A 24803-nucleotide genomic window follows, 5' to 3' on the forward strand; every position below is an offset into this window, starting at 1 on the left:
AGCGGCCGAAGGGAGAGAGGCAATGGCAAAAAGCCAGATCAGTCTGACCATCAACGGCCGCAGCGTCGATGCGCTGGTCGAGCCGCGCATGCTGCTGGTGCATTTTCTGCGCGAGCAGCAGAACCTGACCGGGACCCATATCGGCTGCGAGACCTCGCATTGCGGGGCTTGCACCGTCGATCTCGACGGACGTTCGGTCAAATCTTGCACCATCTTCGCGGTCCAAGCCGACGGCGCCGCGGTCACCACGATCGAGGGCATGGCCAAGCCCGACGGCACGCTGCACGCGCTGCAGGAAGGCTTCCGCGAGAAGCACGGCCTGCAATGCGGCTATTGCACGCCGGGCATGATCATGCGGGCCCACCGCCTGCTGCAGGAGATCCCCAACCCGACCGACGAGCAGATCCGCTGGGGCATCTCGGGCAATATTTGCCGTTGCACCGGTTATCAGAACATCGTGAAGGCAATCCGCTACGCCGCCGACAAGCTCAACGGCGCCGTCACCAAGGAGGCCGCGGAATGAACGAGATGTCCCCCACCCGCTCGGAGCGGGAAGCCAAGCTCGAGGGTATGGGCTGCTCGCGCCGGCGCACCGAAGACGCCCGCTTCATCCAGGGCAAGGGCAACTATGTCGACGACCTCAAGCTGCCGGGCATGCTGTTCGGCGATTTCGTGCGCTCGCCCTATGCCCATGCCAGAATCAAAAAGATCGACGTCTCCAAGGCAGCGGCGCTGCCGGGCGTGAAGGCGGTCCTGACCGCCAACGAGCTCAAACCCGTCAAGCTCGACTGGATGCCGACGCTGGCAGGCGACGTCCAGGCGGTGCTGGCCGGCGACAAGGTTCTGTTCCAGAACCAGGAGGTCGCCTTCGTCATCGCCGAGGACCGCTATATCGCGGCCGACGCGGTCGAGCTGGTCGAGGTCGAGTATGAGGACCTGCCGGTCCTGGTCGATCCCTTCAAGGCGATGGATCCGAAAGCGCCGGTCCTGCGCGAGGACATCAAGGACAAGACCGAGGGCGCCCACGGCAAGCGCAAGCATTGGAACCATATCTTCACCTGGGAGATCGGCGACAAGGCCGGTACTGACACGGCGCTGAATTCGGCCGAGGTCAAGGTCAAGGAGCTGATCTCCTATCAGCGTGTGCATCCGAGCCCGCTCGAGACCTGCGCCTGCGTCGCCTCCATGGACAAGGTGAGGGGCGAGCTCACGGTCTGGGGTACCTTCCAGGCGCCCCACGTGGTGCGCACGGTGGCGGCCCTGCTCTCGGGCATCACCGAGCAGAAGATTCATGTGATCGCCCCCGATATCGGCGGCGGCTTCGGCAACAAGGTCGGCGTCTATCCGGGCTATGTCTGCGCCATCGTCGGCTCGATCGTGCTGGGCCAGCCGATCAAGTGGGTCGAGGACCGGATGGAGAATCTGTCCGCGACCGCCTTCGCCCGCGACTATCACATGACGACCGAGCTGGCGGCGACGAAGGACGGCCGCATCACCGGCCTCAAGGTCCACGTGCTGGCGGATCACGGTGCCTTCGATGCCTGTGCCGACCCCAGCAAATGGCCGGCGGGCTTCTTCAATATCGTCACCGGCTCCTACGACATCCCGGTGGCGCATGTGGCGGTCGACGGCGTCTATACCAACAAGGCGCCGGGCGGCGTCGCCTATCGCTGCTCCTTCCGCGTGACCGAGGCGGCCTATTGCATCGAGCGCGCGATCGACGTGCTGGCGAAGAAGCTGAAGATGGATCCGGCGGAGCTGCGGCTCAAGAACCTGATCCGGGCCGAGCAGTTCCCGTACAAATCCGCGCTGGGCTGGGAATACGATTCCGGCAACTACCACGCCGCGCTGCGCAAGGCGATGGAGACGGTCGGCTACCAGAAGCTGCGCGAGGAGCAGCGCCAGAAGCGCGAGGCCTTCAAGCGCGGCGAGACCCGCGAGCTGATGGGGATCGGCGTCTCCTTCTTCACCGAGATCGTCGGTGCCGGCCCCACCAAGAACTGCGACATCCTCGGCATCGGCATGTTCGATTCCTGCGAGATCCGCGTGCATCCGACGGGGGCCGTGATCGCCAGGCTCGGCACCAAGAGTCAGGGCCAGGGGCACGAAACCACCTATGGCCAGATCATCGCGACCGAGCTCGGCATCCCGGCGGATTCGATCACGGTCGAGGAGGGCAACACCGATACGGCCCCCTATGGCCTCGGCACCTACGGCTCGCGCTCGACGCCGGTCTCCGGTGCCGCCACGGCCATGGCGGCGCGCAAGATCAAGGCCAAGGCGCAGAAGATCGCGGCCCATCTGCTGGAGGTGTCGGAGAACGATCTCGAATGGGATATCGACGGCTTCCGGGTGAAGGGCTTGCCGGAGCGGACCAAGAGCATGAAGGAGATCGCCTGGGCGGCCTACAACAACGTGCCGCCGGGCCTGGAGCATGGGCTGGAGGCGGTGAACTATTACGATCCGCCCAACATGACCTATCCCTTCGGCGCCTATATCTGCGTCTGCGATGTCGATGCCGATACCGGCTTCACCAAGATCCGTCGCTTCTACGCGCTCGACGATTGCGGCACGCGCATCAACCCGATGATCATCGAGGGCCAGGTCCATGGCGGCCTCACCGAGGCCTTCGGCATCGCGATGGGCCAGGAGATCCGCTACGACGAGACCGGCAACGTGATGACCGCCAGCTTCATGGATTATTTCATGCCGACGGCGGTCGAGACGCCAGTCTGGGAAACGGACTTCACCGTCACCCCCTCGCCGCATCATCCGATCGGCGCCAAGGGCGTGGGCGAAAGCCCGAATGTCGGCGGTGTGCCGGCCTTCTCCAACGCCGTCAACGACGCCTTCGCCCATCTCGATATCGGCCATATCCAGATGCCGCATGACGGCTGGCGCACCTGGATGGCGGCGAAGCAGGCGGGGCTGCACAAGTGATGCGGTCATCGGGCTCGTCTATCAAACACGGCCCCACCGTTGGACCGGCCCGATGACCGCTGACCGCTCCGGGATTGCGGAGCGGCTGGCCGGGGTCGGCTATATCGCCGACCCCGGTCTCGCCACCGCGCTCTGGCTCATGGATCTGCTGAAGCGCCCGCTGCTGCTCGAGGGCGCGGCCGGCGTCGGCAAGACCGAGGTGGCCAAGGCGCTGGCGGCCCTGCACCGCGCCAAGCTGATCCGCTTGCAATGCTACGAGGGCCTGGACCAGAACGCCGCCCTTTACGAATGGAACTATCAGCGCCAGCTCCTGGCCATCAAGGCGCGCGAGGCCGAAGGCGAGGACCCCGAGCGGGTCGAAGCGCATATCTTCTCCGAGCCCTATCTTCTGGAGCGCCCGCTCCTGCAGGCGATCCGCCAGGAGGAATCGCCGGTGCTGCTGATCGACGAGATCGACCGGGCCGACGAGGAGTTCGAGGCCTTTCTGCTGGAGCTGCTGGCCGATTTCCAGATCACGGTGCCGGAGCTGGGCACGATCCAGGCCAAGGCCATTCCGCGCGTGGTGATCACCTCGAACGGCACGCGCGAGCTGTCGGACGCGCTCCGGCGGCGCTGCCTCTATCACCATGTCGATTTCCCCGAGCCCGACCGCGAGGCGCGCATCCTGCTGGCGCGGCTGCCGACCATCGATGCGGCGCTCGCCCTGCAGATCGCCCAGATGGTGGCCGCGATCCGCAAGGAGGATCTGCGCAAGCTGCCGGGCGTGGCGGAATCGCTCGACTGGGCCGCGGCGCTGGCGGGGCTCGGCATCAAGGACCTGCATCAGGACCCCGAGGCGGTCCATGCGACCCTGATCTGCCTGCTCAAGACCAACGAGGACCAGCGCCGCATGACCCGCGAGGTCAGCGATCGGCTGCTGGGCCGGGTGGCCTGAGATGGATTCGGCAGTCGCCACATCGGTCGGCATGACGGCGAGGGCGAGGCTCGCGGCCTTCGTGCGCACGTTGCGCGTCAACGGATTTGCGGTCGGGCTCGGCGAGACGCAGGACGCGCTCAAGGTCATGACCTCGGAGCTGGCGCTGCGGCCGGCCTATCTACGGGAGGGGTTCAAGGCGCTGTTCTGCAGCCGGCTCGAGGAATGGCAGCGCTTCGATGAGATCTTCGATGCCTTCTGGCAGGGCCGCGGCATGAAGGTGGCGGTGCGCGCCAGCAGCGCCAGGCCCGATGCGGCACGCGCCGAATTGCAGGCCGGGCTCCCGGCGGCCGGTGCGAAGCCCGACCAAGCGGCGGTGGAAAGCGAGGGCGAAGGCGAGGCGGAGGGGCTGCCCGGCGAAGGCCGCGCGCGCGGCGCCAGCGACGCCGAGGCCCTGGCGCAGATCGATCTGCGCCACATCGCCGAGCGCGAGGCCATGGAGGAGGCGCTGCGCCTGGCCGAGCGGCTGGCGCGGGTGATGCGCGACCGCCTCACCCGGCGCGACCGCCGCCATCGCCGCGGCCGGCGCATCGACATGCGGCGCACGATCCGGGCCAGCATCGGCCATGGCGGCACGCCGGTCGATCTGGTGCGCCGGCGGCGCAAGGAGAAGCCGCTGCGCCTCGTGGTTCTGCTCGACGTGTCGGGCTCGATGAGCCTCTATTCGACGGCCTTCACCCGCTTCATGCGCGGGCTGGTCGACCGCGCGCATGAGACCGAGGCCTATCTGTTCCATACCCGGCTGGTCCATATCTCGGAGGCGCTGCGTGAGAGCGATCCGGTGCGCGCGGTCGAGCGGCTGTCGCTGCTGGCGCAGGGCTGGTCCGGCGGCACCCGCATCGGCGAGAGCCTGGCCGCCTTCAACCGGTTCCATGCCGCGCGCGTCCTCCATTCGCGCAGCGTCGTCATCATCCTCTCCGACGGCTACGACACCGGCGAACCCGCGGCCCTGGCGGCGGAGATGGCGGCCCTGCGCAAGCGGGCGCGGCGCATCGTCTGGCTCAACCCGATGATGGGCTGGAAGGACTATGCGCCGGTCGCGGGCGGCATGCAGGCGGCGCTGCCCCATATCGACCTCTTCGCGCCGGCCCACAATCTGGCCTCGTTGGCGGCGCTCGAACCCTATCTGGCCAGGCTCTGAGCGATGAAGCAGGCCGAGGACATCCTGGAGCTGGTTTCCGCCTACAAGGCGCGGGGAACGCCCTTCGCGCTCGCGACCGTGGTGCGCACCGTGGCGGCGACCGCGGCCAAGGCCGGCGCCAAGGCGATCATCACCTCCGATGGGCGCATGGCCGGCGGCTGGATCGGTGGCGGCTGCGCCCGGGCGGCGGTGCTGGCGGCGGCGCGCGAGGCGCTGGCCGACGGCAAGCCGCGGCTGGTCTCGATCCAGCCCAAGGACATCCTCGACGCCCAGGGCCTGCAGGCCGGTGAGATCCGCGAGGGCGTCGCCTTCGCCAAGAACATGTGCCCCAGCCACGGCACCATGGATGTCTTCGTCGAGCCGCTGCTGCCGCGCGCGGGCGTGGTGGTGCTGGGCGCGTCGCCCGTGGCGGTGGCGATCGCCGATCTGGCGCGGCGCGTCGGCTTCGCGGTCACGGCCGCGGCACCGCGCGCCGAACTCGAGGCCTTCAGCGATCTCGATGGCCGCATCGACGGCTTCGGCGTGCCGGCGAGGGGCCAGGGTTCGCGCTTCCTCGTGGTGGCGACCCAGGGCCGCGGCGACCTGGCGGCGCTCAAGGCCGCGCTCTCGACCGACGCCGACTATGTCGCCTTCGTCGGCAGCCGGGCCAAGGCCGCCTCCCTGCGCGAGCAGCTTCTGGAAGAGGGGCTGGAGCCGGGACGTATCGACCGGCTGCGGGCGCCGGCCGGGCTCGATCTGGGCGCGATCGGGCCCGAGGAAATCGCGCTGTCGGTGGTGGCCGAGATCGTCGAGGTGCGCCGGCGCGGCCAGCATGCCGCGCCCGCGATCAAGGCCGCCGCGCCGTCGTGATGAAGTGGGTGGAGGCGTAGAGGAAACGGCCTTCGGCGATGCGCCGCCGCTGGTCGGCCACCCAGGCCTCGACGATGGCCGGGTCCAGCGGGCTCGCGAGCGCGGCCTTGCCCACCGTGTCCGCGACCCAGCCATAGGTGCCGCCGTCCGTCACCACGACGGCTTCGGCCTGGACATCGACCTCCTTGAAGCCCGACTGCAGCAGCAGGCTGCGCATGCGCCGGGCGACCATGCCGTTGACCATGGAATCGGCGAAGGCGCGCGTCACCAGGCGGGTCGCCTGCAGCTCGCCCTCGAACAGGGCCGTGTCCCAATCCTGGTCCATGACCAGGATGCGGCCGCCCGGCCGCAGCACCCGGAACGCCTCGGCCAGGGCGGCTTCCGGGCGCTTGAGATGCATGAAGACCCGCTCCGCCCGATAGATGTCGAGCGAGGCGTTGGCCAGCGGCAAGGCGAGGGCGTCGGCGGTCTGGAATTCCACCTTCGCGCTGGCGGCGAAGGCGCGGGCCCGCGCGAGCGTGATGAACTCGCCGCTGATGTCGAAGCCGTAGACATGGCCGCCGGGATGCACCAGGGCGGCCAGCTCGCGGGCCGCCGTGCCGGTGCCGCAGCCGATCTCGGCGGCGAACATGCCCGGTCCCACGGCCAGCAGCTCGAAGGAACGCCGCCGGCGCGCGATGACCTCGGGCAGGCCGTCCACGCGGTCGAGGAAGGCGATGTATTTCTCCGCTTCGCCGGTCGCGTCGACCTGGTCGAAGCGGTTCAGGCCGATATAGCCGGTCTGCTCATCGCTCACGGCATCTCCTCTGGGCCTGGGGAGATTTCGCAGCCACAGGCGGGATCGCGGCCCGCCGCCGTTTTTCCCGCGTATCGATCGGAGATTTTACAACCTTTTGCCGAAGGGCGGTGCGCCGGCTTCGCCTTTCGATAGGGTTTTCATGCCAACTCGATGAAGCTTTTGTGAAATCAGGTGTTTTTCATCTGTCCTTAAACCAGCCAGACCGCATGGTTGCGGCCAATCACGGCGCGCGGCCTCCGGAAGCGCGCCGAAAAAATTGGCAGTACGAGTTCACGAATGAACGCAGCGAACGGCCAGGACATCGAGGAGCGGACGGTGGCCAGCATCGATCGGTTCGCCTTGCGAGTGGTGCCGGTCACGCCGGTGACCCGCTGCGCCGCCGTCTATGACCGTTTCTCCGCCGATGTCGACCTGATCGCGATCCCGGTCGTCGAAGAGGGGACGCCGGTCGGGCTGGTCTATCGCGTCGAGTTCGAGCATCGTCTCGCCCATGCCTATGGACGCGCGCTCTACGAAAAGAAGCCGATCGCGGCCTTGATGGATCGCGAGCCGCTGGTGGTGGAGCGCGGCATCGCGGTCGAGGCCCTCGGGCATCTCATCGCCTCCGACCGGCCGAGCGCGCTGCTGCGCGGCTTCATCATCACCGATGCCGGGCGCTATCTGGCGCTGGGCACGGCGCTCTCGCTGCTGCAGGCCTCGCTGGTGCGCTCCGAACAGCGTTCGCAGGAGCTGGAACAGGCCTATGCCGCCGCGGAATCCGCGAACCGCACCAAGTCGGGCTTCCTCGCCAATATGAGCCACGAGCTGCGCACGCCGCTCAACGCCATCATCGGCTTCGCCGAATGCATGCAGGACGAGGTGATGGGGCCGCTGCCGGAGCGCTACCGGAGCTATGCCGAGGACATCCTCACCAGCGGCAATCATCTCCTGGGCATGGTCAACGACCTCCTCGACATGGCGAAGATCGAGGCGGGACGCTACGAGCTGCGCGAAAGCCGGATCCGCGTCGCCGACACCATCGACAGCTCCATCCGGATCATGCACGAGACCGCCGCGCGCCATGGCGTGTCGGTGAAGACCGAGAACGGCCTCGGCGAGGGATTGCGCCTCAAGGCCGACGAGCGCGCGTTCCGCCAGATGCTGCTCAACCTTCTCTCCAACGCGATCAAGTTCACCGCCGCCGGCGGGGCGGTCCATATCCGCGCCAGCGATGCGACCAAGGGCGATCTCCTGGTCGAGGTCGAGGATAACGGCATCGGCATGTCGGACGAGCATCAGCAGATCGCCTTGACGCCCTTCGGGCAGGTCTCGGTCAATCTGGACCGGCGCTACGAGGGCACGGGACTGGGGCTGCCGCTGGTGAAATCCCTGATCGAGCTCCATGGCGGGCGGCTCGAGATCGAGAGCGCGCTGGGCCGGGGCACGCGGGTCGGCCTCTGCTTTCCGGCCCATCGCGTCGAGCGCGCGACGGGCGATCCGAGAAAGACCCTGCCGGCCGCCGAGTAACAGGCCGGTAACGGACAGGTCGTCGCACCCAACCCCGTTCCCCCATGCGGGTCCCCGCGCTACGGTGGACCCGACATAGGACAGGAAGCGGGGAGGAATAGTGTCCCCCGACACGAAACGAAGGCGGCTGGCCGCGATCCTCGCGGCCGACATTGCAGGCTATGCGCGGATGATGCGCGCCGACGAGGAGGGCACGCATCGCCGGCTGCAGGCGATGCAGAAGCACGTCGTCGGTCCGGCGATCGCGCTGCATCAGGGCCGGCTGATCCGCACCATGGGCGACGGGATGCTCATCGAGTTCGCCAGCGCCGTCGTCGCGGTCCGTTGCGCCACCACGATCCTGAGCGAAGCGGCGGTCCGCAACCGGGAGCAGCCGCGCGACCGGCGGTTCGACTACCGGATGGGCATCGATCTGGGCGAGGTCACCGCCGAGGAGGACGACGTCTTCGGCGAATGCCTCGATATCGCCGGCCGGCTCGAGCGGCTGGCGGAGCCGGGCAGCCTGCTGATCTCGGGCGCGGTCCATGAGCAGGCGCGCGGCCGCCTGGCCTACGAGTTCCAGGATATGGGGTTCCGCGAGCTGAAGGATTTCGGGCCGGTGCAGGCTTACCGGGTCGATGCCGGGCAGAGCCCCGGCACGACCGAGGCGGCCGAGCCCGAAAGCCTGACGCTGCCCGACAACCCCTCCATCGCTGTGCTGCCCTTCGTCAATCTCGGCAGCGAGCCCGACCAGGATCATTTCGCGGACGGCCTGACCGAGGACATCATCACCGGCTTGTCGCGCGTCAGCCAGCTCTTCGTCATCGCCCACAGCTCGATGCTCACCTACCGGGACAAGCTGCCGGACGTGCAGCGGATCGGGCGCGAGCTGGGCATCGGCTATCTGCTCGAGGGCAGCGTGCGGCGGGCCGGCCATCGTCTGCGCATCTCCTGCCAGCTGATCGAGGTGGCGACGCGCAACCACATCTGGGCCGAGCGCTATGACCGGCCGCTGGCCGATTTCTTCGAGCTGCAGGACGAGATCACGCGCAGCGTGGTGGCCTCGATCAAGACCCAGGTCATCCTCAAGGAGGGCCAGGCGGCCGAACGCAGGCCGGTGTCCGATCTCGGCCTCTGGGACCTGCTCAAGCGGGCCTGGCGGCGGCTCTACGACGCGACGCCCGAATCCCTGGCCGAGGCCGAGACCCTCACCCGCCAGGCGATCCGCGAGGATCCCTCCTGCGCCGTGGCCTATTGGATCCTGTCGGACGCGATCCTGCATCAGGCGCTGGTGGGCACGCCGGAAGGGTTGCCGGCCGCGGCTCTGCAGGCACAGGAGCTGGCGCGCCACGCGATCTCGCTCGACGAGAACGACGAGAACGCCCATTCGGCCCTCGGCATCGCCTGCCTCAATCTGGGGCTCCATGACGAAGCCGTCGCCGCCTGCCGGCGCGCGCTGGAGATCAATCCCAACTGCACCGTGGCCATGGGCCTGCTCGGTTCCAGCCTGATCTATTCGGGGCAGCCGGACGAAGGGATCGGCTATTCCGAGCTGGCGATCCGGGCGAGCCCGCGCGATCCGAACAATTTCTTCCGCTACAGCGATATCGCCGGCGGCCATTTCGCGGCCGGGCGCTACCCCGCCGCGATCGACAACGCCCAGCGCGCCATCCGCCTGAAGCCCGGTTATTTCGAAGGCTATGTCGTTGCCGCGGCCGCCCAGGCGCTGCTGGGCGACCTCAAGGCCGCCAGCCAGACCGCCGGGGAGGCGCGGCGCCAGATTCCCGATCTCACCATCGCCGGCGCCGCCGCCACCTACATGTTCCGCGATCCGGCCGACCTCGACCGGCTGAAACGGGGCCTGCGGCTGGCGGGCGTGCCGGAATAGGGATCGAGGCCTGGAGGCGCCCATGACCGACATGACCATCAAGCTGCGTGGTATTCCCGACACCAAGGCCTGCGTCGGCTGGGCGGGCGGACATTCCGTGGTCGTGGACCGGCCGGAGGGGAAGGCCGGCGGGCAGGGGCTGGGCTTCAATGGCGGCCAGCTCCTCGGGCTTGCGCTCGGCGGATGCTTCTGCAACGACCTCTATTACGTGGCCGAGGAGATGGGCATCGCGCTGACGGCGGTCGCCGTCGATGTGACGGTGACCTTCGAGGGCAAGCCGCTTCTGGCGACGGCCGCAGCACTGGCGGTTTCGATTGAAGCCGCGGACAAGAATGCCGATCTCGACCTGCTTCTCGGACGGGCGGGGGCGGTCTCCACCGTCGCCAATTCGGTCACGCAGGGATTTCCGGTCCGCGTCTCGGCGGCCCGGACCTGATCAGTAAGGTCCGGGGCCAAGGCGGACAGGCTCAGCCCGCTTTGCGCGAGGCCGCCGCGCTGCCCGGGCGCAGATGCGGCTTCAGATACTGGCCGGTATAGCTTTCCTTGACCTGCGCCACGGCCTCGGGCGTGCCCACCGCCACCAGCTTGCCGCCCTTGTCGCCGCCCTCGGGCCCCAGATCGATGATCCAGTCCGCGGTCTTGATGACCTCGAGATTGTGCTCGATCACCACCACCGTATTGCCCTGCTCGACCAGCCGGTGCAGCACCTCGAGGAGTTTGCGCACATCCTCGAAATGCAGGCCCGTGGTGGGCTCGTCGAGAATGTAGAGCGTCCGGCCGGTGGCGCGCCGCGCCAGCTCCTTGGCGAGCTTCACGCGCTGCGCCTCGCCGCCGGAAAGCGTGGTCGCGGCCTGGCCGATATGGATATAGCCGAGGCCCACCTGCTGCAGCATCGCCATCTTCTCGCGGATCGCCGGCACCGCCTTGAAGAACTCGACCCCGTCATCGACCGTCATGTCGAGCACGTCGGCGATCGACTTGCCCTTGAAGGTGATCTCGAGCGTCTCGCGGTTGTAGCGCTTGCCCTTGCAGGTGTCGCACTGGACATAGACGTCGGGCAGGAAGTGCATCTCGATCTTGAGCACGCCGTCGCCCTCGCAGGCCTCGCAACGGCCGCCCTTCACGTTGAAGGAGAAGCGGCCGGGCTTGTAGCCGCGCGCCGTCGCCTCGGGCAATCCGGCGAACCAGTCGCGGATCGGCGTGAAGGCGCCGGTATAGGTCGCGGGGTTCGAGCGCGGCGTGCGGCCGATCGGCGACTGGTCGATATCGACCACCTTGTCCAGATGCTCGAGCCCGTCGATCCCGTCATGGTCGCCCGGATGGGTCCGCGCGCCGTTGAGCCGGCGGGCCAGCGCGTTGAACAGCGTCTCGATCACCAGCGTGGACTTGCCGCCACCCGAGACGCCGGTGACGCAGGTGAAGGTGCCGATCGGGATGTCGACCGTCAGGTTGCGCAGGTTGTTGGCGCGCGCGCCCTTGACCCGGATCACCTGCTTCTTGCCGTCGGGCCCCTTGGTGCCGGGACGGCGATGGGCCGGGACCGGGATCTGCTTGAGGCCGGTCAGGTATTGCGCCGTGATGCTGGCGGGCTTCTGCATCACCTGCTCGGGCGTGCCGACCGCCACGACCTCGCCGCCATGCCGCCCTGCGCCGGGGCCCATATCGACCAGATAGTCGGCCGAGCGGATCGCGTCCTCGTCATGCTCGACCACCAGCACGGAGTTGCCGAGGTCGCGCAGGCGTTTCAGCGTTTCAAGCAATCGCGCATTGTCGCGCTGGTGGAGGCCGATCGATGGCTCGTCCAGCACATAGAGCACGCCGGTCAGGCCCGAGCCGATCTGCGAGGCGAGGCGGATGCGCTGGCTCTCGCCGCCGGACAGCGTGCCGGAGGCGCGGTTGAGGGCCAGATAGTCGAGCCCGACCGAATTGAGGAATCCCAGCCGCTCGTTGATCTCCTTGAGGATGCGCTGGGCGATCTCGCGCTGCTTCACGGTCAGCTTCTGCGGCAGTTCCCGGAACCAGGTCTCGGCCGGGGCGATCGACATGCGCGTGACCTCGGCGATGTTGAGGCCGGCGATCTTGACCGCGAGGGCCTCCGGCTTCAAACGATCGCCCTTGCAGCTTTCGCAGGGGCTGTTGGCCTGGAAGCGGCCCAGCTCCTCGCGCACCCAGGCGCTGTCGGTCTCGCGGAAGCGCCGCTCCATGTTGGGGATCACGCCCTCGAACGGCTTGGTGGTCTTGTAGGACCTGACGCCGTCGTCATAGGTCATGGTGACGGCGTCGCCGCCCGAGCCGTAGAGGATGACCTTGCGGAATTTCTCGGCCAGGTCGCGCCAGGGCGTGGTGACGCTGAACTTGTAGTGCTTGGCCAGGCTGTCGAGCGTCTGGGCGTAATATTGCGAGGTCGAGCTGGCCCAGGGCGCGATGGCGCCTTCGCGCAGGGTGAGGCTCTCGTCCGGCACCACCAGCTCCGGGTCGAAATAGAGCGTGGTGCCGAGCCCGTCGCAGGCCGGGCAGGCGCCGAAGGGATTGTTGAAGGAGAAGAGCCGCGGCTCGATCTCGTCGATGGTGAAGCCCGAGACCGGGCAGGCGAAGCGGGCGGAGAAGGTCAGCCGCTCGGGCGTCTCGCCCTTCTTGACCGGCTTGGCGTCGGCGAACTCGGCGAAGACCAGCCCGTCGGCGATGGCGAGCGCGGTCTCGAGGCTGTCGGCAAGCCGGGTCTGGATGCCGTCGCGCACCACGATGCGGTCGACCACCACCTCGATATCGTGCTTCAGCTTCTTGTTGAGCGCCGGCACTTCGCCGATCTCGTAGAGCTTGCCGTCCACCTTGACGCGCTGGAAGCCGCGTTTCTGGAGGTCCTGGATCTCCTTCTTGTATTCGCCCTTGCGGCCCCGGACCATCGGCGCCAGCAGATAGAGCCGCGTGCCCTCGGGCAGCGCCATGACGCGGTCGACCATCTGGCTCACGGTCTGGCTCTCGATCGGCAGGCCGGTCGCGGGCGAGTAGGGGATGCCGACGCGGGCATAGAGCAGGCGCAAGTAGTCGTAGATCTCGGTGACGGTGCCGACCGTCGAGCGCGGGTTGCGCGAGGTGGTCTTCTGCTCGATCGAGATGGCGGGCGACAGCCCGTCGATCGAATCCACATCGGGCTTCTGCATCAGCTCGAGGAACTGGCGCGCATAGGCCGAGAGCGATTCCACATAGCGGCGCTGGCCCTCGGCATAGATCGTGTCGAAGGCGAGCGACGATTTGCCGGAACCGGACAGGCCGGTGATCACCACCAGCCGGTCGCGCGGCAGGTCGAGATCGACATTCTTCAGGTTGTGTTCGCGGGCGCCACGGATGGAGATCAGCCCGGTGCCAATGCGGTTGCTCATGCGGTCGGGGTGCGGATTCGAGGATTGGGGGAGAAAGGTCGCCTCATATATAGCGCAGGACGGCCGCAAATCGACCCCCGATCCGTCTGCAAGCCAGCCTTGCGCCAATCGGCCTCGGTGGTGCAAAGGCGGGGGACGCGGAACCGGGGGCGATCCGCCGAGAATTCCCCTGCTTTGGCTGCTTTTACCCGCACCGAAAGGGGACGTGACGGCCCCTGTCGCCATGCCGTAGACTCATCGTTTCGGTGGGGAAGGGCTCCTGAGGGGCGTTTCTCCTGACAGGCGCTGACAATCCGCGATTGGCGGCGCTCATTGGCAAACCAAGGAAAAGGACGAGAAATCGGATGGCGGGATCGGTCAACAAGGTAATCCTGGTCGGCAATCTGGGCCGGGACCCTGAAATTCGCTCGACGCAGGATGGCACGCGCGTCGCGAATCTGTCGGTCGCGACATCGGAGAGCTGGCGCGACAAGGCTTCGGGCGAGCGGCGCGAGCGCACCGAATGGCACCGGGTCGCCATCTTCAACGAGAAACTGGTCGAGATCGCCGAGAAATATCTGCGCAAGGGCTCCAAGATCTATGTCGAGGGGTCGCTCCAGACCCGCAAATGGACCGACCAGAGCGGCCAGGAGAAATACACGACCGAGGTGGTGCTGCAGCGCTTCCGCGGCGAGCTGACGATGCTCGACGGGCGCGGCGGCGGTGGCGACGCGCCGTCCGAGGGCGAGGAGATGGCGCCGAGCTATGGCGGGGGCGGCGGCGGTGGCCGTTCCTCCGGCGGCCGGGCCCCGGCGGGCGGCGATCTCGACGACGATATTCCGTTCTAGGGCAGGATCGTGCCAGGCCCGTACCGGCTGGCCTGCGGTGCCGCGCCGGTTCGTTTTCCGTGATGACAGGATTCTCGATTTTCGGCCGTCGCCGGCCCTTGGCGGCGGGGGACGGCCGCCGGCTCGGCGCGGCGGGGAGGGCGCGCGCGACGCGTCCACGGAAGCAGGAAGTCCTCAGGGGGCAATCACACGAGCGGCTTTGTCGCCGCGCGGCCGCCGTACGGCCTCATGCGGGACAGCCTCTCGTCCGCGCTGCTGACCGACGCGTCCGACTTCTCCTGGCGGGTCCGCAGGCCTCGAGTTCATAGCTCCACTCGTCGGTCGAAATCACGGGAAGAGACCAGCATGGAGGAGCCTGAAACGGGGGCGAAGATAGCGGTCATTATCCCGACCCTGAACGAATTCGAGAACATCGACGCACTCCTGGCGGCCGTGCTGGCGCAGGGCTCGGCCGAACGGCCTCTGGAAGTGCTCGTTGCCGATGGCGGTTCGACGGACGGAACGGTCGAGTGCGTTCGTCGCTGGGAGGAAAGAGCGCCGGTCCGCCTCGTTGCTTCCAAGGGAAGACGCGGGCTTGCCGGCGACGTGCTTGCTGCCGCCGAACGAACCCAGGCACCCGTCATCGTCGTCATGGATGCCGATTTCAGCCACCCGCCCGCGTCGCTCTCGCGACTTGTCGCCCCGATCATCGCCGGGGAAAGCGACATGGTCGTCGGCAGCCGCTATGTTCCCGGCGGTCTCATCGCCGGCTGGCCTTGGCGCCGGCGGATCCTCTCCCGGCTTGGCGGCGCGCTGGCCTGGCCGCTCGCCGATCTCAGGGATCCGATGTCGGGGTTCTTTGCCGTTCGCCGCGACCGTCTTCTTGCTGTCGATCCCGCAGCCTCCGGCTTCAAGATCGGGCTCGAGGTCATGGCCGTCGGTGGCGACGCGCTCGGGGTCGGCGAGGTGCCGATCGCCTTCGCCGATCGCGTCCGCGGCACATCCAAGATCGGTCTGCGCGAACTGGCCGCTTATGCGCGTCGGCTGATGGTTCTCGCCGGCGGGTCGGTCTCGACAGGGAATGCGGCTCGCTTCGCCGGCGTCGCTGCTTTCGGGTTCATCGTCGATCTCCTCTCTTTCCATGCGCTGTTCGCCGCCGGCCTAGGCTTGGCGGCCGCCCACATGGCAAGCTTCGGTATCGCCGCGATCTCCAGTTACGCCCTCTACGGACGGTGGGCTTTCGCCAAGCCGGCAGGCATCCGATCCGCATCGGGCTGGCCACGCTCCGTGCGCTTCCTGGTTATCTGCGCCCTGGCGCTCTTCCTGCGCGGCGGTGTGCTGGCGGTCGCGGTGGATGTCTGGGGATGGCCTCCGGCCTTGGCCATGGCCCTCGCCGCCGCGACGGCCGCCGCCGTGAGCGGTGTCGCCACCGCCTTTTTCGTGTTTCCGCCTCTCCATCCGTACGTCTCTCGATCGGTGCGATGGCGGATGGTCGCAGTGGCGGTTCTCGCCTATGTGGTGGCGTTGCGGGTGGTCTTCATGGGCGTTGTCGATCTGCTGCCCGAGGAGGCCTATTACTGGAACTACGCGCAGCATCTCGATATCGGCTATCTCGATCATCCGCCGATGGTTGCCTGGCTCATCTGGCTGGGCACAGGCCTGTTCGGCCAGACCGAGTTCGCCGTGCGCCTGGCGGCTCCCCTGTGCTGGCTGGCAGCGGCGCTCTTTTCTTTTGGGCTTGCGCGCGATCTTTACGGCAAGACCGCGGCCTTCATCGCCGTCTCGCTGCTCGCGGTCTTGCCGTTCTTCTTCGCTATGGGCCTCCTGATGACGCCCGATGCCCCGCTGATCGCCGCGTGGGCGGGCACCCTTTATTTCCTGGAAAGGGCTCTTCTGGCGGAACGGAGGAAGGCATGGCTGGGGGTCGGCCTTTGCCTCGGGCTTGGCCTGCTCTCGAAATACACGATCGCCTTGCTGGCCCCCGCGGCCCTCGTCTTCCTTCTGCTCGATGCCCGATCCCGCCGGTGGCTCCGGAGCCCCTGGCCCTATCTGGGCGCCGCCATCGCGACTCTGCTCTTCTCACCGGTCGTCGCCTGGAACGCCGCTCATGACTGGGCCTCGTTCGCCTTCCAGGGCACCAGGCGTCTGGGCGCCGCGCCGGAATTCTCGCTGCATCTGCTCGCCGGCTCGATCCTGCTCCTGATCACCCCGGTTGGCGTCGCGGCGGCCTTCTCGATATTGACCCCGACGGCCGGGCTTCGGCAGGCATTCCGGCGCCCGTTCGATCGCGCAGGGCTGTTCACGGCCGCTTTCACCCTGACTCCCTTGTCCGTCTTTGTCGCTTTCAGTCTCTTTCATCCGATCAAGCTCAACTGGACCGGGCCGCTGTGGCTCGCTCTGCTGCCGGCGCTGGCGCAGATGATCGCCGCCGGGCGTCATCTGGTCTTGTTCCGGAGAGCGCCCGCCTGGGGCGCGACGGTCGCCATCCTGCTGCCTCTCTATGGCGCCGGCTTTCACTATCTGACGCTCGGGCTTCCCGGCGTTCCGTTCCCTCGGAACCTCCAGGGGCTGCCGGTGGCCTGGCGCGAGTTTGGCGATGCGGCCGGGGGCATCGAGCGGCAGGTGGAGCACGCAGTGGGGCAGGAGCCGCTTCTCGTGGGGATGGATAGATATTTCCTGTCGAGCCAACTGGCTTTCTATGGTCCGGACGACGATTCCTTTCAGAACACGGCCGGCCGCGGCCTGTTCGGCTCCAGCGGCCTGATGTACGACTACTGGTTCTCCGACGCGCGACAGGCCGGTCGCACGGTCATCATCTTTGGCTTCGAGCCTGCGCCTCTTTCGGATGATCGTCTCGCCAAATGGTTCAGGGAATTGGGGCCTGTCGGGGAACGGGCCCTGTACAAGGCCGGTGCGCCCGCCGGCCGTTTCTTTTATCGGGTCGGTTATGGCTATCGGCTTGAAGGGCCCTCGCTGATATCGCTGCGGGAATTGCCCCTATGGTCAGGAGCATCGGAGCCCAATTCGCAGCCGGGCCTTTAATGCCGGGTCGCGATGGGGATATGGCCAAGGCTGCGGCAAATGGGGATCGCCGCAAGACCATGGGAAGGTCCCGCAGGCGCAACTCTTGGCGGGTCGCACACGGCGATAACCTGTCTTGACAAATCAAAGGCTTGTGTCGGTACTCAATGTGCGACACGTGGTGCCTTTCGCGGAAGGATTCCAGGGGAGGCTTGAGAAGTTTCGGGCATTCCGCCCGGACATCGGCGGCCGAGAAGAGCCGCAAGGACTGAGCAGGGGAAAACAGGGAGGCTAAAGACGATCATGGATGGAAAGAAGTTTGCAGAGCGGTTGCTGAAGCGTGAGTTGAGCCGGCGCGATATCCAGGCGGGCCTGGCCAAGATGGGCCTGGGCGTGGCGGCGATGAGCATGCTGCCCTCGGCCGCCAAGGCGGCCCCGCCCAAGCTGACGGTCTATGAATGGGCGGGCTACGACGTGCCGGACCTCCATCAGTCCTACATCAAGAAATACGGCGGCAGCCCCGATTTCCCGCTCTTCGCCAGCGAGGAGGAAGCGCTGCAGAAGATCGTGAGCGGCTTCAAGGTCGATCTCGCGCACCCCTGCAGCTACAACGTGAAGCGTTGGCGCGAGGCCAAGATCCTGGAGCCGATCGACACGAGCCGGATTCCGAACTACGTCGACATCTGGCCGAAGTTCAAGGAGATCCCGCAGACGCAGGCGGATGGCAAGACCTGGTTCGTGCCGTTCGACTGCGGCAACTCCTCGATCCTCTATCGCACCGACCTGGTGGCGCCCGAGGATGTGAAGGACCCGTCCTGGAGCCTGCTCTTCAACGAGAAATACAAGGGCCGGCTCGCCATGTACAACACCGACACCACGCTGATCGAGATCGCGGCGCGCGTGCTGGGGATGAAGAACTTCAATTCGCTCTCCGACGAGGAGCTCGAGAAGGTGAAGCCGCTGCTGAAGAAGCAGCGCGAGGTGCTCCGCTTCTACTGGGACGATGCCACCCAGATCGAGCAGGCGCTGGCCTCGGGCGAGCTGGTGGCGGCCTATGCCTGGAACGGCTCGGTCAAGGTGCTGAAGGACCAGGGCGTGCCGGTCGAGTACATGGTGCCCAAAGAGGGCATCCTGACCTGGGTCTGCGGCTTGGTGCGCGTCACCGGCGGCCAGGGCGACGAGCAGGCCGGCTACGACTTCATCGATTCCATGCTCTCGCCGGAATCGGGCGTGTTCCAGATCAGCACGGGCTACGGTCACTCCAACCGCAAGTCCTATGAGATGACCGATCCGAAGGTGCTGGCGGCCCTGGGCTTCGACAATCCGGAGGAGAAGTTCGCCCGCGCCGACGTCTCCGACGAGGCGGACGAGCCCTATCGCTCGAAATACATCGCGCTCGTGAACGACATCAAAGCCGGCGTGAACTGAGCCTGAAACCGCCTGAGCGATTTCAGGGCCATCCCGGCCAAGCACAGCGCGAGCCGGGATCCATGGCCCTGACGGACGCTTCCTGGAAGCAATCCCCTCCCTCTTTCAGGGGGAGGGGATCAGTCCATCGATCCACGCACTCACCCTTGCCAGGGCCGCCGCGGCCGGCTTCGAGCCGTTCGCCTCATGCAAAAAGCCGTGGCCCACGCCCTCGGCCAGATCGAGGGTGAAGGGCCGTCCGCAGCGCCGATAGGCCTCGGCCAGGGCCAGGCTATCGGGGAGCAGCGGATCCCGGGCGGCCGCCAGGAGATAGGCAGGAACGGTCGAGGGCGCGGCCAGCGCACCGATCGCATAGGGGCTGGGTTCTGCCGGGCCATGGGCAAGACGCCAGTAGCGCGCCACGCTGCCCTGGTCGAGCCCCTCGGCACGGCTTCCCCAGGGCTGCGAGGAGAGATGTTCCAGAAGGCCATAGCTGCCATAGAAGGCGCCGACGCCGAGGACCTGCCGGCGCATCGGCTCCTCGAGCCGGCGCTCCAAGGCAAGTGCGATGGCGGCACCGGCGGAATCGCCGCAGAGAATGGCGGACCGCCGGCCGAGGCCGCCCGCCCCCGTCGAAAGCAGATGGATCAGTGCCGCCAGGCCATCCTCGATCGGCGCCGGTGCCTGATGCTCCGGAGCCAGGCGGTAGTCGACCGAGATCAGGTCGAGGCCGGTCCGGTCGCAGAGGCGGCGTGAGATATCCGCGTGCGTGGACGGCGAGCCCACGATCCAGCCGCCGCCATGGAAATAGAGCAGGGCGGCATCTGCGCCGCGCCGCCGGGCCGGTTGCTGCCTCAGCAGCCGCAGAGACCGCCCGTCGGCAGGGAGGTTCATCCAGGCATTGAGGCCGGGGTCCTCGACCCGGAAGGCCTGCTCATAGCGTTCCCGAAGGTCGAGGACCTCGCCCTGGAGCCAGTCGAAGGGGGGCGAGGGGCGCGGGCGCATCAGTGCCGGCCGCAAGGCCGGCGGCAACTGCGGTCCGCACCCCGCCGGCCCCGCCTCAAGCGAACCACCAGCGCTCGGCGCCGCGCGCGCCGTCCAGGGGCCAGTTTGCCGTCAGCTTGGCCTCATGGGCGACATTGGCGCGGCGCGCATAGATCCAGTTCCGGAAGAAGGGGATGACGACCGAGCCCTCGTCCCGCAGGATGCGCTGCATCTCGGCATACATCGAGGAGCGCTTGTTGCTGTCGAGCTCCGCCCGCGCCTGGATCAGCAGCGCGTCGAACCGGTCCTGCTTGAAGTGGGAATCGTTCCAGGGCGCGCCGGGCGCGAAGCCCAGGGTGAAGATGATGTCCGGTGTCGGCCGCTGGCCCCAGCCGGCGAGGCAGAACGGCTTCTTCAGCCAGACGTCGCTCCAATAACCGTCATTGGGTTCGCGCACCACCTGGATATCGACGCCGGCCTGCTTGGCGGTCTCGGCGTAGAGCACGGCGAGATCGAGGCCGCCCGTGATGACCACATCGGCCGCCGACAGCGACAGCTTGAGCCCCTGCAGGCCCGACTTCTTCAGATGGAACTTGGCTTTGTCGGGGTCATAGGGACGCTGCTCCAGGCCGGCGTCGTAGAACGGCATGATCGGGCTGATCGGGTGGTCGTTGCCGATCGAGCCGTGTCCGTTGAGGACCTTCTTCACGGTCGCCTCGCGGTCGATCGCATATTTGAGGGCGAGGCGCAGGTCGGGATTGTCGAAGGGCGCCACATCCATCTGCATCGGCAGCGAGACGAAGGTGCCGGTTGGCACCTCGTCGACCGCCACGTTCGGTACCTTCTCGAGCAGATGGACGGTCTTGAAGTCGCACTCGATCATCGCGTCGAGCTCGTTGGTCGTGATCCCGGTCTGGCGCGCGCTGACGTCGGGGATGGCGAAATACTGCACCTCGTCGAAATGGGCGCGGCCTTCCTTCCAGTAGTTCGGGAAGCGCGTCAGGGAGGCACTGACGCCGGGCTGGAACTTGTCGACCCTATAGCCGCCGGTGCCCGATTTCCCGTCCCACCGGACCTTGCCCTCGCCATCCGCCGGCAACATGACCAGGTGATAGTCGGTCAGGAGATAGGGGAGATCGGCGCTGCCGCTGCTGAGCTCGATCACCAGCGTGTCCTTGCCGTCGGCCCTGATGTCCGTCACGGTCTCGAGCAGGGACTTGGCCGCCGATTTCGAGCTCTCGGCCCGGTGATAGTTCAGCGAGGCCGCCGCATCGCTGGCATCGAAGCTCTTGCCGTCATGGAACTCGACACCCTTGCGCAGCTTGAGGGTCCATTTCCTCGCGTCGGGCGTCACGTCCCAGGATTCCGCCAGTTCGCCGGTGACGGTGTTGTCGGGCGCGATCTCGGTAAGGAAATTGCGCTGCGTGTGCGCGAGCGTGATCATGAAGCGGGAATTGTAGGTCGCCGGGTCCATATTGTCGGTGGTGTTGCCGTCATCGAGCCCTACCCGGAAGCGACCGCCCTGCTTCGGGGTGGCCGCCTCGACCCGGCTGGACCAGAGGCCCAGCGCCGCCGGCGCCGTGATGCCCAGGGCCATGGCACTTTCGATGAAGCGCCGCCGGCTGAGACGGCCGCCCAAGGCTTGCGATGCCAGCAGTCCCAGTCTTTTCTCGGAATTCCCGTCGGTCATCTTCGCCTCCCAGGTGATTGCTTGTCGAAACGGGCTTCGTGCGAGCCCTTGCGCAAACAATCCTAGGTGCGCGATTCCGCCCGAAATGAGCCGGCCTCCGCAGGAAATGTGCAGATGTCACGGGAGCCGGCGCTTAGAGCCGTTCGTAATGGTCGGCCGCGTCGCTCAGATGGAAGAAGATCGGGACCGGCCGCTCGGGTGTCCAAGTTTCGACCGGTTCACCCGTCATCAAGGCCAGCGCACCGGCCGTTTCCGCGATCATGCCGCCATAGAGGCGGTTGGCGATATTGAGCGTGGCGACTTGGTGCATCGCGACGGTACCGCTGCCGCAGGCATCTTTCACCAGGATCACGCGCCGCCCTTGCGCCATCGCATCGCGGGTGGAGGCGGCGACGCAGGCCTCGGTCCAGACGCCGGCGATGAAAAGCCATTCGGTGCGGGCCTCGTCGAGGGCGCGCGTCAGGCTGCCGTCGGCGAAGGCGCTGGCATCGTTCTTATGAATCACCAGCTCGCCCGGTTGCGGAGCCACCTCGTGGCAGATGGCGGTCAGCGGATCCGACTTGTCGCTGAAGGTGGGTCGCCCGCCCGTGGATAACGGCTCGAAGGGGCGGGGCGGCACGATGTCGAAGTCGCGCCGGTAGGCGGCATGGAAGACCGGCAGCGACCGCTCGCGGGCGGCCGCCAGCAGCTTTCGCGCGTTCGCCAGGACCGTCTCGAACCCGGCCACGCCATAGGGCTGGCCAGGGCGCTGTTCCTCCTGAAGATCGACCAGGAGCAGCGCGGTGCGGGTCGGGTCGATCCGGGCGCTTTGCCTCATCTAGATCTCGGTTCCGAGCAGCTCATCCTCGAATGGGAAGCGGGAAATGACGGCGCCACCCGTCTCGGTGACCAGGACCTCCTCCTCGAGCTTCACGCCCTCGGGGCCGCCTTTCTCGCCGATATAGCTTTCTACGCTGACCACCATGCCCGGCTCCAGCCTTCCTTCGCGGCCATAGGTCGCGAAATCCATGGCATGCGCGATGAAGGGCGTTTCGCCATGCATGCCCACGCCGTGCATGACGGATGTATAGCGCTGCTCGACGAAGCGGTCGGGGATCTTCCAGGCCCTCTCCGCGATCTCGCGGAAGGTCAGGCCCGGCTTGATGATGCCGATATTGTGCTGGATCTGGTCATGGGCCATCCGGTAGAGCGACCGCTGATAGCCGGTCGGCCGGCCCGGCTCGCAGCGGAAGGTCCGCGAGAAATCCGAGAAATAGCCGAAGCAGCCGATCATGTCGGTGTCGAGCGCCACCAGCTCGCCCGGCCGCACGCGCCTTCCGCCGGCCTCGTTGAACCAGGGGTTGGTTCGCTGGCCGGAGCTGAGGAGGCGCGTCTCGATGAACTCGCCGCCCTGCCGGATGACCTCGCCATACATGACGGCGAAGAGCTCGTTCTCGCTGACACCCGGCCGGATCGCCGCCCGCACGGCCGCGACGGCGGCCTCCGCCCCCGCCATGCTGACCTGCAGGCATTTGATCTCTTCGGCCGTCTTGACCGCCCGCACCGCCAGGATCTCGCCCTGGCAGTCGCGGACCTCCAGCCCCTGCTTCTGCAGCGCCAGCGCCTGCAGGTGGCTGCAGCGATCGAGCCCGATCTTCTTCGACCCGCCGCCGTGAAGCCGCATCAGGTCGGCGATCTCCGCCGCGAAGGGGCCGGCCGTCTCTTCGTCGCGGCCGGAGACGGAGGACCAGACCAGCTTGCTCGGCCGCGCCTCGTCGACGGTCTCCAGGCAGGTGCTGACATGGTAGCTCTGCGGATAGTCGAGCAGGACGATCGGCCCCTCGGTGGGGATGAAGAAATAGCGCGTGGAGTTGCGCAGGAAATAGCCGAACATGTTGCGCGTGCCGGTCGCGTAGCGCTGGTTATAGGGATCGAACAGCAGGATCCCGCCATATTGCGCCCGCGCCATCCAGGCGCGCAGCTTGGCCAGCCGTTCCGCGCGCAGCTTCGGTGCGTCGACCGAGGTCGGCTCCGTGTCCGACAGCCACATGCCGTTGGCGGCGTCGCCGCCCAGCGGGTGGCGCATGGGGCCGGCGAAGTCGGAATCGCGCGGCGCGGCGGGGTCGAAGGTCACGAAGCTCATGGCACATCCTTGCTTGTTCTTGGGGACCGCAGAGGGATGCTGTTGCAGTTGCCGGGGCCGCGATATGCCGCCCTCGGCAGGAAATGTGCCAATCTCGGAAGCCGGGCGATGCCGCTACTTTCGAGCCTTCCGCGGCGTCTCGTTGTAGGTCCGCCGGAAGGCGCGAACGAAGGCCGGAAAGCTGGCATAGCCGCACACCAGCCCGATCTCGCGGACCGGCATGGTCGAATGCTGGAGCAGGTCGCGCGCCCGCTGCATGCGGATGCGGCGGTAATAGTCGGAGGGGCCGACGCCGAGCTCGGCCTTGAAGGATCGCTCCAGCTTGCCGATCGAGACGCGCAGATGCCGGGCGATCGCCGCCATCGATTCACCCTGCTCGACGGCGCCTTCCATCCGCGCGACCGCATCGAGCACCAGGTCGTTCTGGATTCCGGTCCGCACCCGGAGCTGCAGCTTCTCGCGGTCCGCGCTGGCGCGGATGCGGTCATGCACGAACCATTCGGCGACCTGGCGCGCGAGGCCCGCCCCGTGATGGCCGGCGATGAGCTCGAGCATCATGTCGAGGGCGGCGACCCCGCCCGCCGAGGTGAAACGCGTCCGGTCGATCACATAGAGGCGCCGTTGCAGCGAGAGATGGGGAAAGGCCTCGACGAAGGCGGGCTGGCTCTGCCAATGGAGGGTGCAGGCATAGCCGTCCAGCAGGCCGGCGCGGGCCAGATAGAAGGCGCCGTCCGCGACGCTGCCGATATGGCTGCCTTTGCGCAGGTTCTTCCGGATCCAGGTGAGGGGCCGCGCCTCGGTCAGCCGGTCGGCATCGCCGCCCGAGCAGACGACGATGTAGTCCGCCGGCGGCGCCGTTTCGACCGAATGATCGGGGGTAATGGCGATGCCGCTGGAGGCGGTGACCGCGTGCTCGCCGCTGGCGACGATCGACCATGCGTAATGCGGCTGGCCCAGAAGCGTATTGGCCGCGCGCAACGGCTCGATCACCGCGCTGAAAGCCATCATCGGGAAGCGTGGGAAGATGAGGATGGCGAAGCGCCGGACGGTCGGGCTTTCCCGGGTGGCATTGCCGGCGGCTTTCATGGGGTGGTGATTCCTCGGTCTCGGCGCTCTCAATCATGTCCGCCGGATCGCCGGCGCGATGCAAGCCTCCCGCCGTCGAAACGGCGATTTTTGCGGCTTTCCCGGACCCTTCCCGGCATTGTTCGCAACTGCAAAATCTGCTACAAAACGGGGTCCAGACTCGGGCCTTCGACCCGCCCGATAACACGCTGATTTTTCAGGCTAAATCCGTTGACCCAACCGCCTGCTTCCG

The 24803-nt window shown here is 67.1% G+C and carries 18 protein-coding genes; 11 read left to right on the forward strand and 7 right to left on the reverse strand.

All coding sequences use genetic code 11. The features are described 5' to 3' along the window. The first annotated feature begins 22 nt into the window (after positions 1–22). From FRZ61_RS10325 to FRZ61_RS10345, 5 genes are read left to right on the forward strand one after another with little or no spacing between them, the layout of a single operon-like run. Entirely contained in the window at positions 23–523 is a 501-nt protein-coding gene (locus FRZ61_RS10325; protein WP_151117241.1) for a (2Fe-2S)-binding protein, read from the forward strand. Continuing rightward, the gene (locus tag FRZ61_RS10330; RefSeq protein ID WP_151117244.1) at positions 520–2940 is read left to right on the forward strand and encodes an aerobic carbon-monoxide dehydrogenase large subunit; all 2421 of its coding nucleotides are present in this window, start codon (positions 520–522) and stop codon (positions 2938–2940) included. The genes FRZ61_RS10325 and FRZ61_RS10330 overlap by 4 nt, the downstream gene beginning before the upstream one ends. Before the next feature lie 52 nt (positions 2941–2992). Further along, the gene (locus FRZ61_RS10335) at positions 2993–3874 is read left to right on the forward strand and encodes an AAA family ATPase (protein WP_151117245.1); all 882 of its coding nucleotides are present in this window, start codon (positions 2993–2995) and stop codon (positions 3872–3874) included. Position 3875: 1 nt separating this feature from the next. After that, on the forward strand, positions 3876–5054 hold the full coding sequence (locus FRZ61_RS10340) for a vWA domain-containing protein (protein ID WP_151117247.1): 1179 nt from the start codon (positions 3876–3878) through the stop codon (positions 5052–5054). Between the two features lie 3 nt (positions 5055–5057). Beyond that, the gene (locus FRZ61_RS10345; RefSeq protein ID WP_151117249.1) at positions 5058–5903 is read left to right on the forward strand and encodes an XdhC family protein; all 846 of its coding nucleotides are present in this window, start codon (positions 5058–5060) and stop codon (positions 5901–5903) included. Here the strand turns inward: FRZ61_RS10345 and FRZ61_RS10350 are convergent. Continuing rightward, entirely contained in the window at positions 5881–6699 is an 819-nt protein-coding gene (locus FRZ61_RS10350) for a methyltransferase domain-containing protein (RefSeq protein ID WP_151117251.1), read from the reverse strand. The two genes, FRZ61_RS10345 and FRZ61_RS10350, sit on opposite strands and share 23 nt — an antisense overlap. Before the next feature lie 279 nt (positions 6700–6978). Here FRZ61_RS10350 and FRZ61_RS10355 point away from each other — a divergent pair, with 279 nt between their 5' ends. The 3 genes from FRZ61_RS10355 (at position 6979) to FRZ61_RS10365 (ending at position 10511) form a co-directional block, all read left to right on the forward strand. Next, positions 6979–8208 carry an ATP-binding protein gene (locus tag FRZ61_RS10355; RefSeq protein WP_151117253.1) on the forward strand — a complete coding sequence of 410 codons (1230 nt, stop codon included), beginning with the start codon at positions 6979–6981 and terminating at the stop codon, positions 8206–8208. Between the two features lie 100 nt (positions 8209–8308). Next, positions 8309–10075: an adenylate/guanylate cyclase domain-containing protein gene (locus tag FRZ61_RS10360; RefSeq protein WP_151117255.1), complete on the forward strand. Its 1767-nt coding sequence runs from the start codon at positions 8309–8311 to the stop codon at positions 10073–10075. Positions 10076–10097: 22 nt separating this feature from the next. Further along, the gene (locus tag FRZ61_RS10365) at positions 10098–10511 is read left to right on the forward strand and encodes an OsmC family protein (protein WP_151117257.1); all 414 of its coding nucleotides are present in this window, start codon (positions 10098–10100) and stop codon (positions 10509–10511) included. A gap of 31 nt (positions 10512–10542) precedes the next feature. On the opposite strand, the gene uvrA is transcribed toward FRZ61_RS10365, so the two are convergent. After that, entirely contained in the window at positions 10543–13455 is a 2913-nt protein-coding gene (gene uvrA / locus FRZ61_RS10370) for an excinuclease ABC subunit UvrA (RefSeq protein ID WP_151117258.1), read from the reverse strand. A 344-nt stretch (positions 13456–13799) separates the two neighbouring features. On the opposite strand from uvrA, the gene ssb reads away from it, so the two are divergent. The 3 genes from ssb (at position 13800) to FRZ61_RS10385 (ending at position 18710) form a co-directional block, all read left to right on the forward strand. Next, positions 13800–14282 carry a single-stranded DNA-binding protein gene (gene ssb / locus FRZ61_RS10375; protein ID WP_151117259.1) on the forward strand — a complete coding sequence of 161 codons (483 nt, stop codon included), beginning with the start codon at positions 13800–13802 and terminating at the stop codon, positions 14280–14282. Positions 14283–14627: 345 nt separating this feature from the next. After that, complete coding sequence (locus FRZ61_RS10380) at positions 14628–17303, forward strand: glycosyltransferase family 39 protein (RefSeq protein WP_191909385.1); 2676 nt, start codon at positions 14628–14630, stop codon at positions 17301–17303. A 282-nt stretch (positions 17304–17585) separates the two neighbouring features. Beyond that, positions 17586–18710 (forward strand): ABC transporter substrate-binding protein, encoded by a 1125-nt coding sequence (locus FRZ61_RS10385; RefSeq protein WP_151117263.1) that lies wholly within the window; start codon positions 17586–17588, stop codon positions 18708–18710. 105 nt (positions 18711–18815) lie between these two features. Here FRZ61_RS10385 and FRZ61_RS10390 read toward each other — a convergent pair whose 3' ends face one another. The 5 genes from FRZ61_RS10390 to FRZ61_RS10410 form a co-directional block, all read right to left on the reverse strand. Beyond that, entirely contained in the window at positions 18816–19694 is an 879-nt protein-coding gene (locus tag FRZ61_RS10390; protein WP_151117264.1) for an alpha/beta hydrolase fold domain-containing protein, read from the reverse strand. 55 nt (positions 19695–19749) lie between these two features. Then, the gene (locus tag FRZ61_RS10395) at positions 19750–21363 is read right to left on the reverse strand and encodes an ABC transporter substrate-binding protein (protein ID WP_151117266.1); all 1614 of its coding nucleotides are present in this window, start codon (positions 21361–21363) and stop codon (positions 19750–19752) included. A 133-nt stretch (positions 21364–21496) separates the two neighbouring features. After that, positions 21497–22180 (reverse strand): isochorismatase family protein, encoded by a 684-nt coding sequence (locus tag FRZ61_RS10400; RefSeq protein ID WP_151117268.1) that lies wholly within the window; start codon positions 22178–22180, stop codon positions 21497–21499. Continuing rightward, on the reverse strand, positions 22181–23485 hold the full coding sequence (locus tag FRZ61_RS10405) for a M24 family metallopeptidase (protein WP_151117270.1): 1305 nt from the start codon (positions 23483–23485) through the stop codon (positions 22181–22183). Between the two features lie 114 nt (positions 23486–23599). Further along, positions 23600–24571, reverse strand: a complete 972-nt coding sequence (locus FRZ61_RS10410; protein ID WP_151117272.1) for a GlxA family transcriptional regulator — start codon at positions 24569–24571, stop codon at positions 23600–23602. Between the last annotated feature and the right edge of the window lie 232 nt (positions 24572–24803).

Source organism: Hypericibacter adhaerens, assembly GCF_008728835.1.
GTDB classification, from domain to species: Bacteria; Pseudomonadota; Alphaproteobacteria; order Dongiales; family Dongiaceae; genus Hypericibacter; species Hypericibacter adhaerens.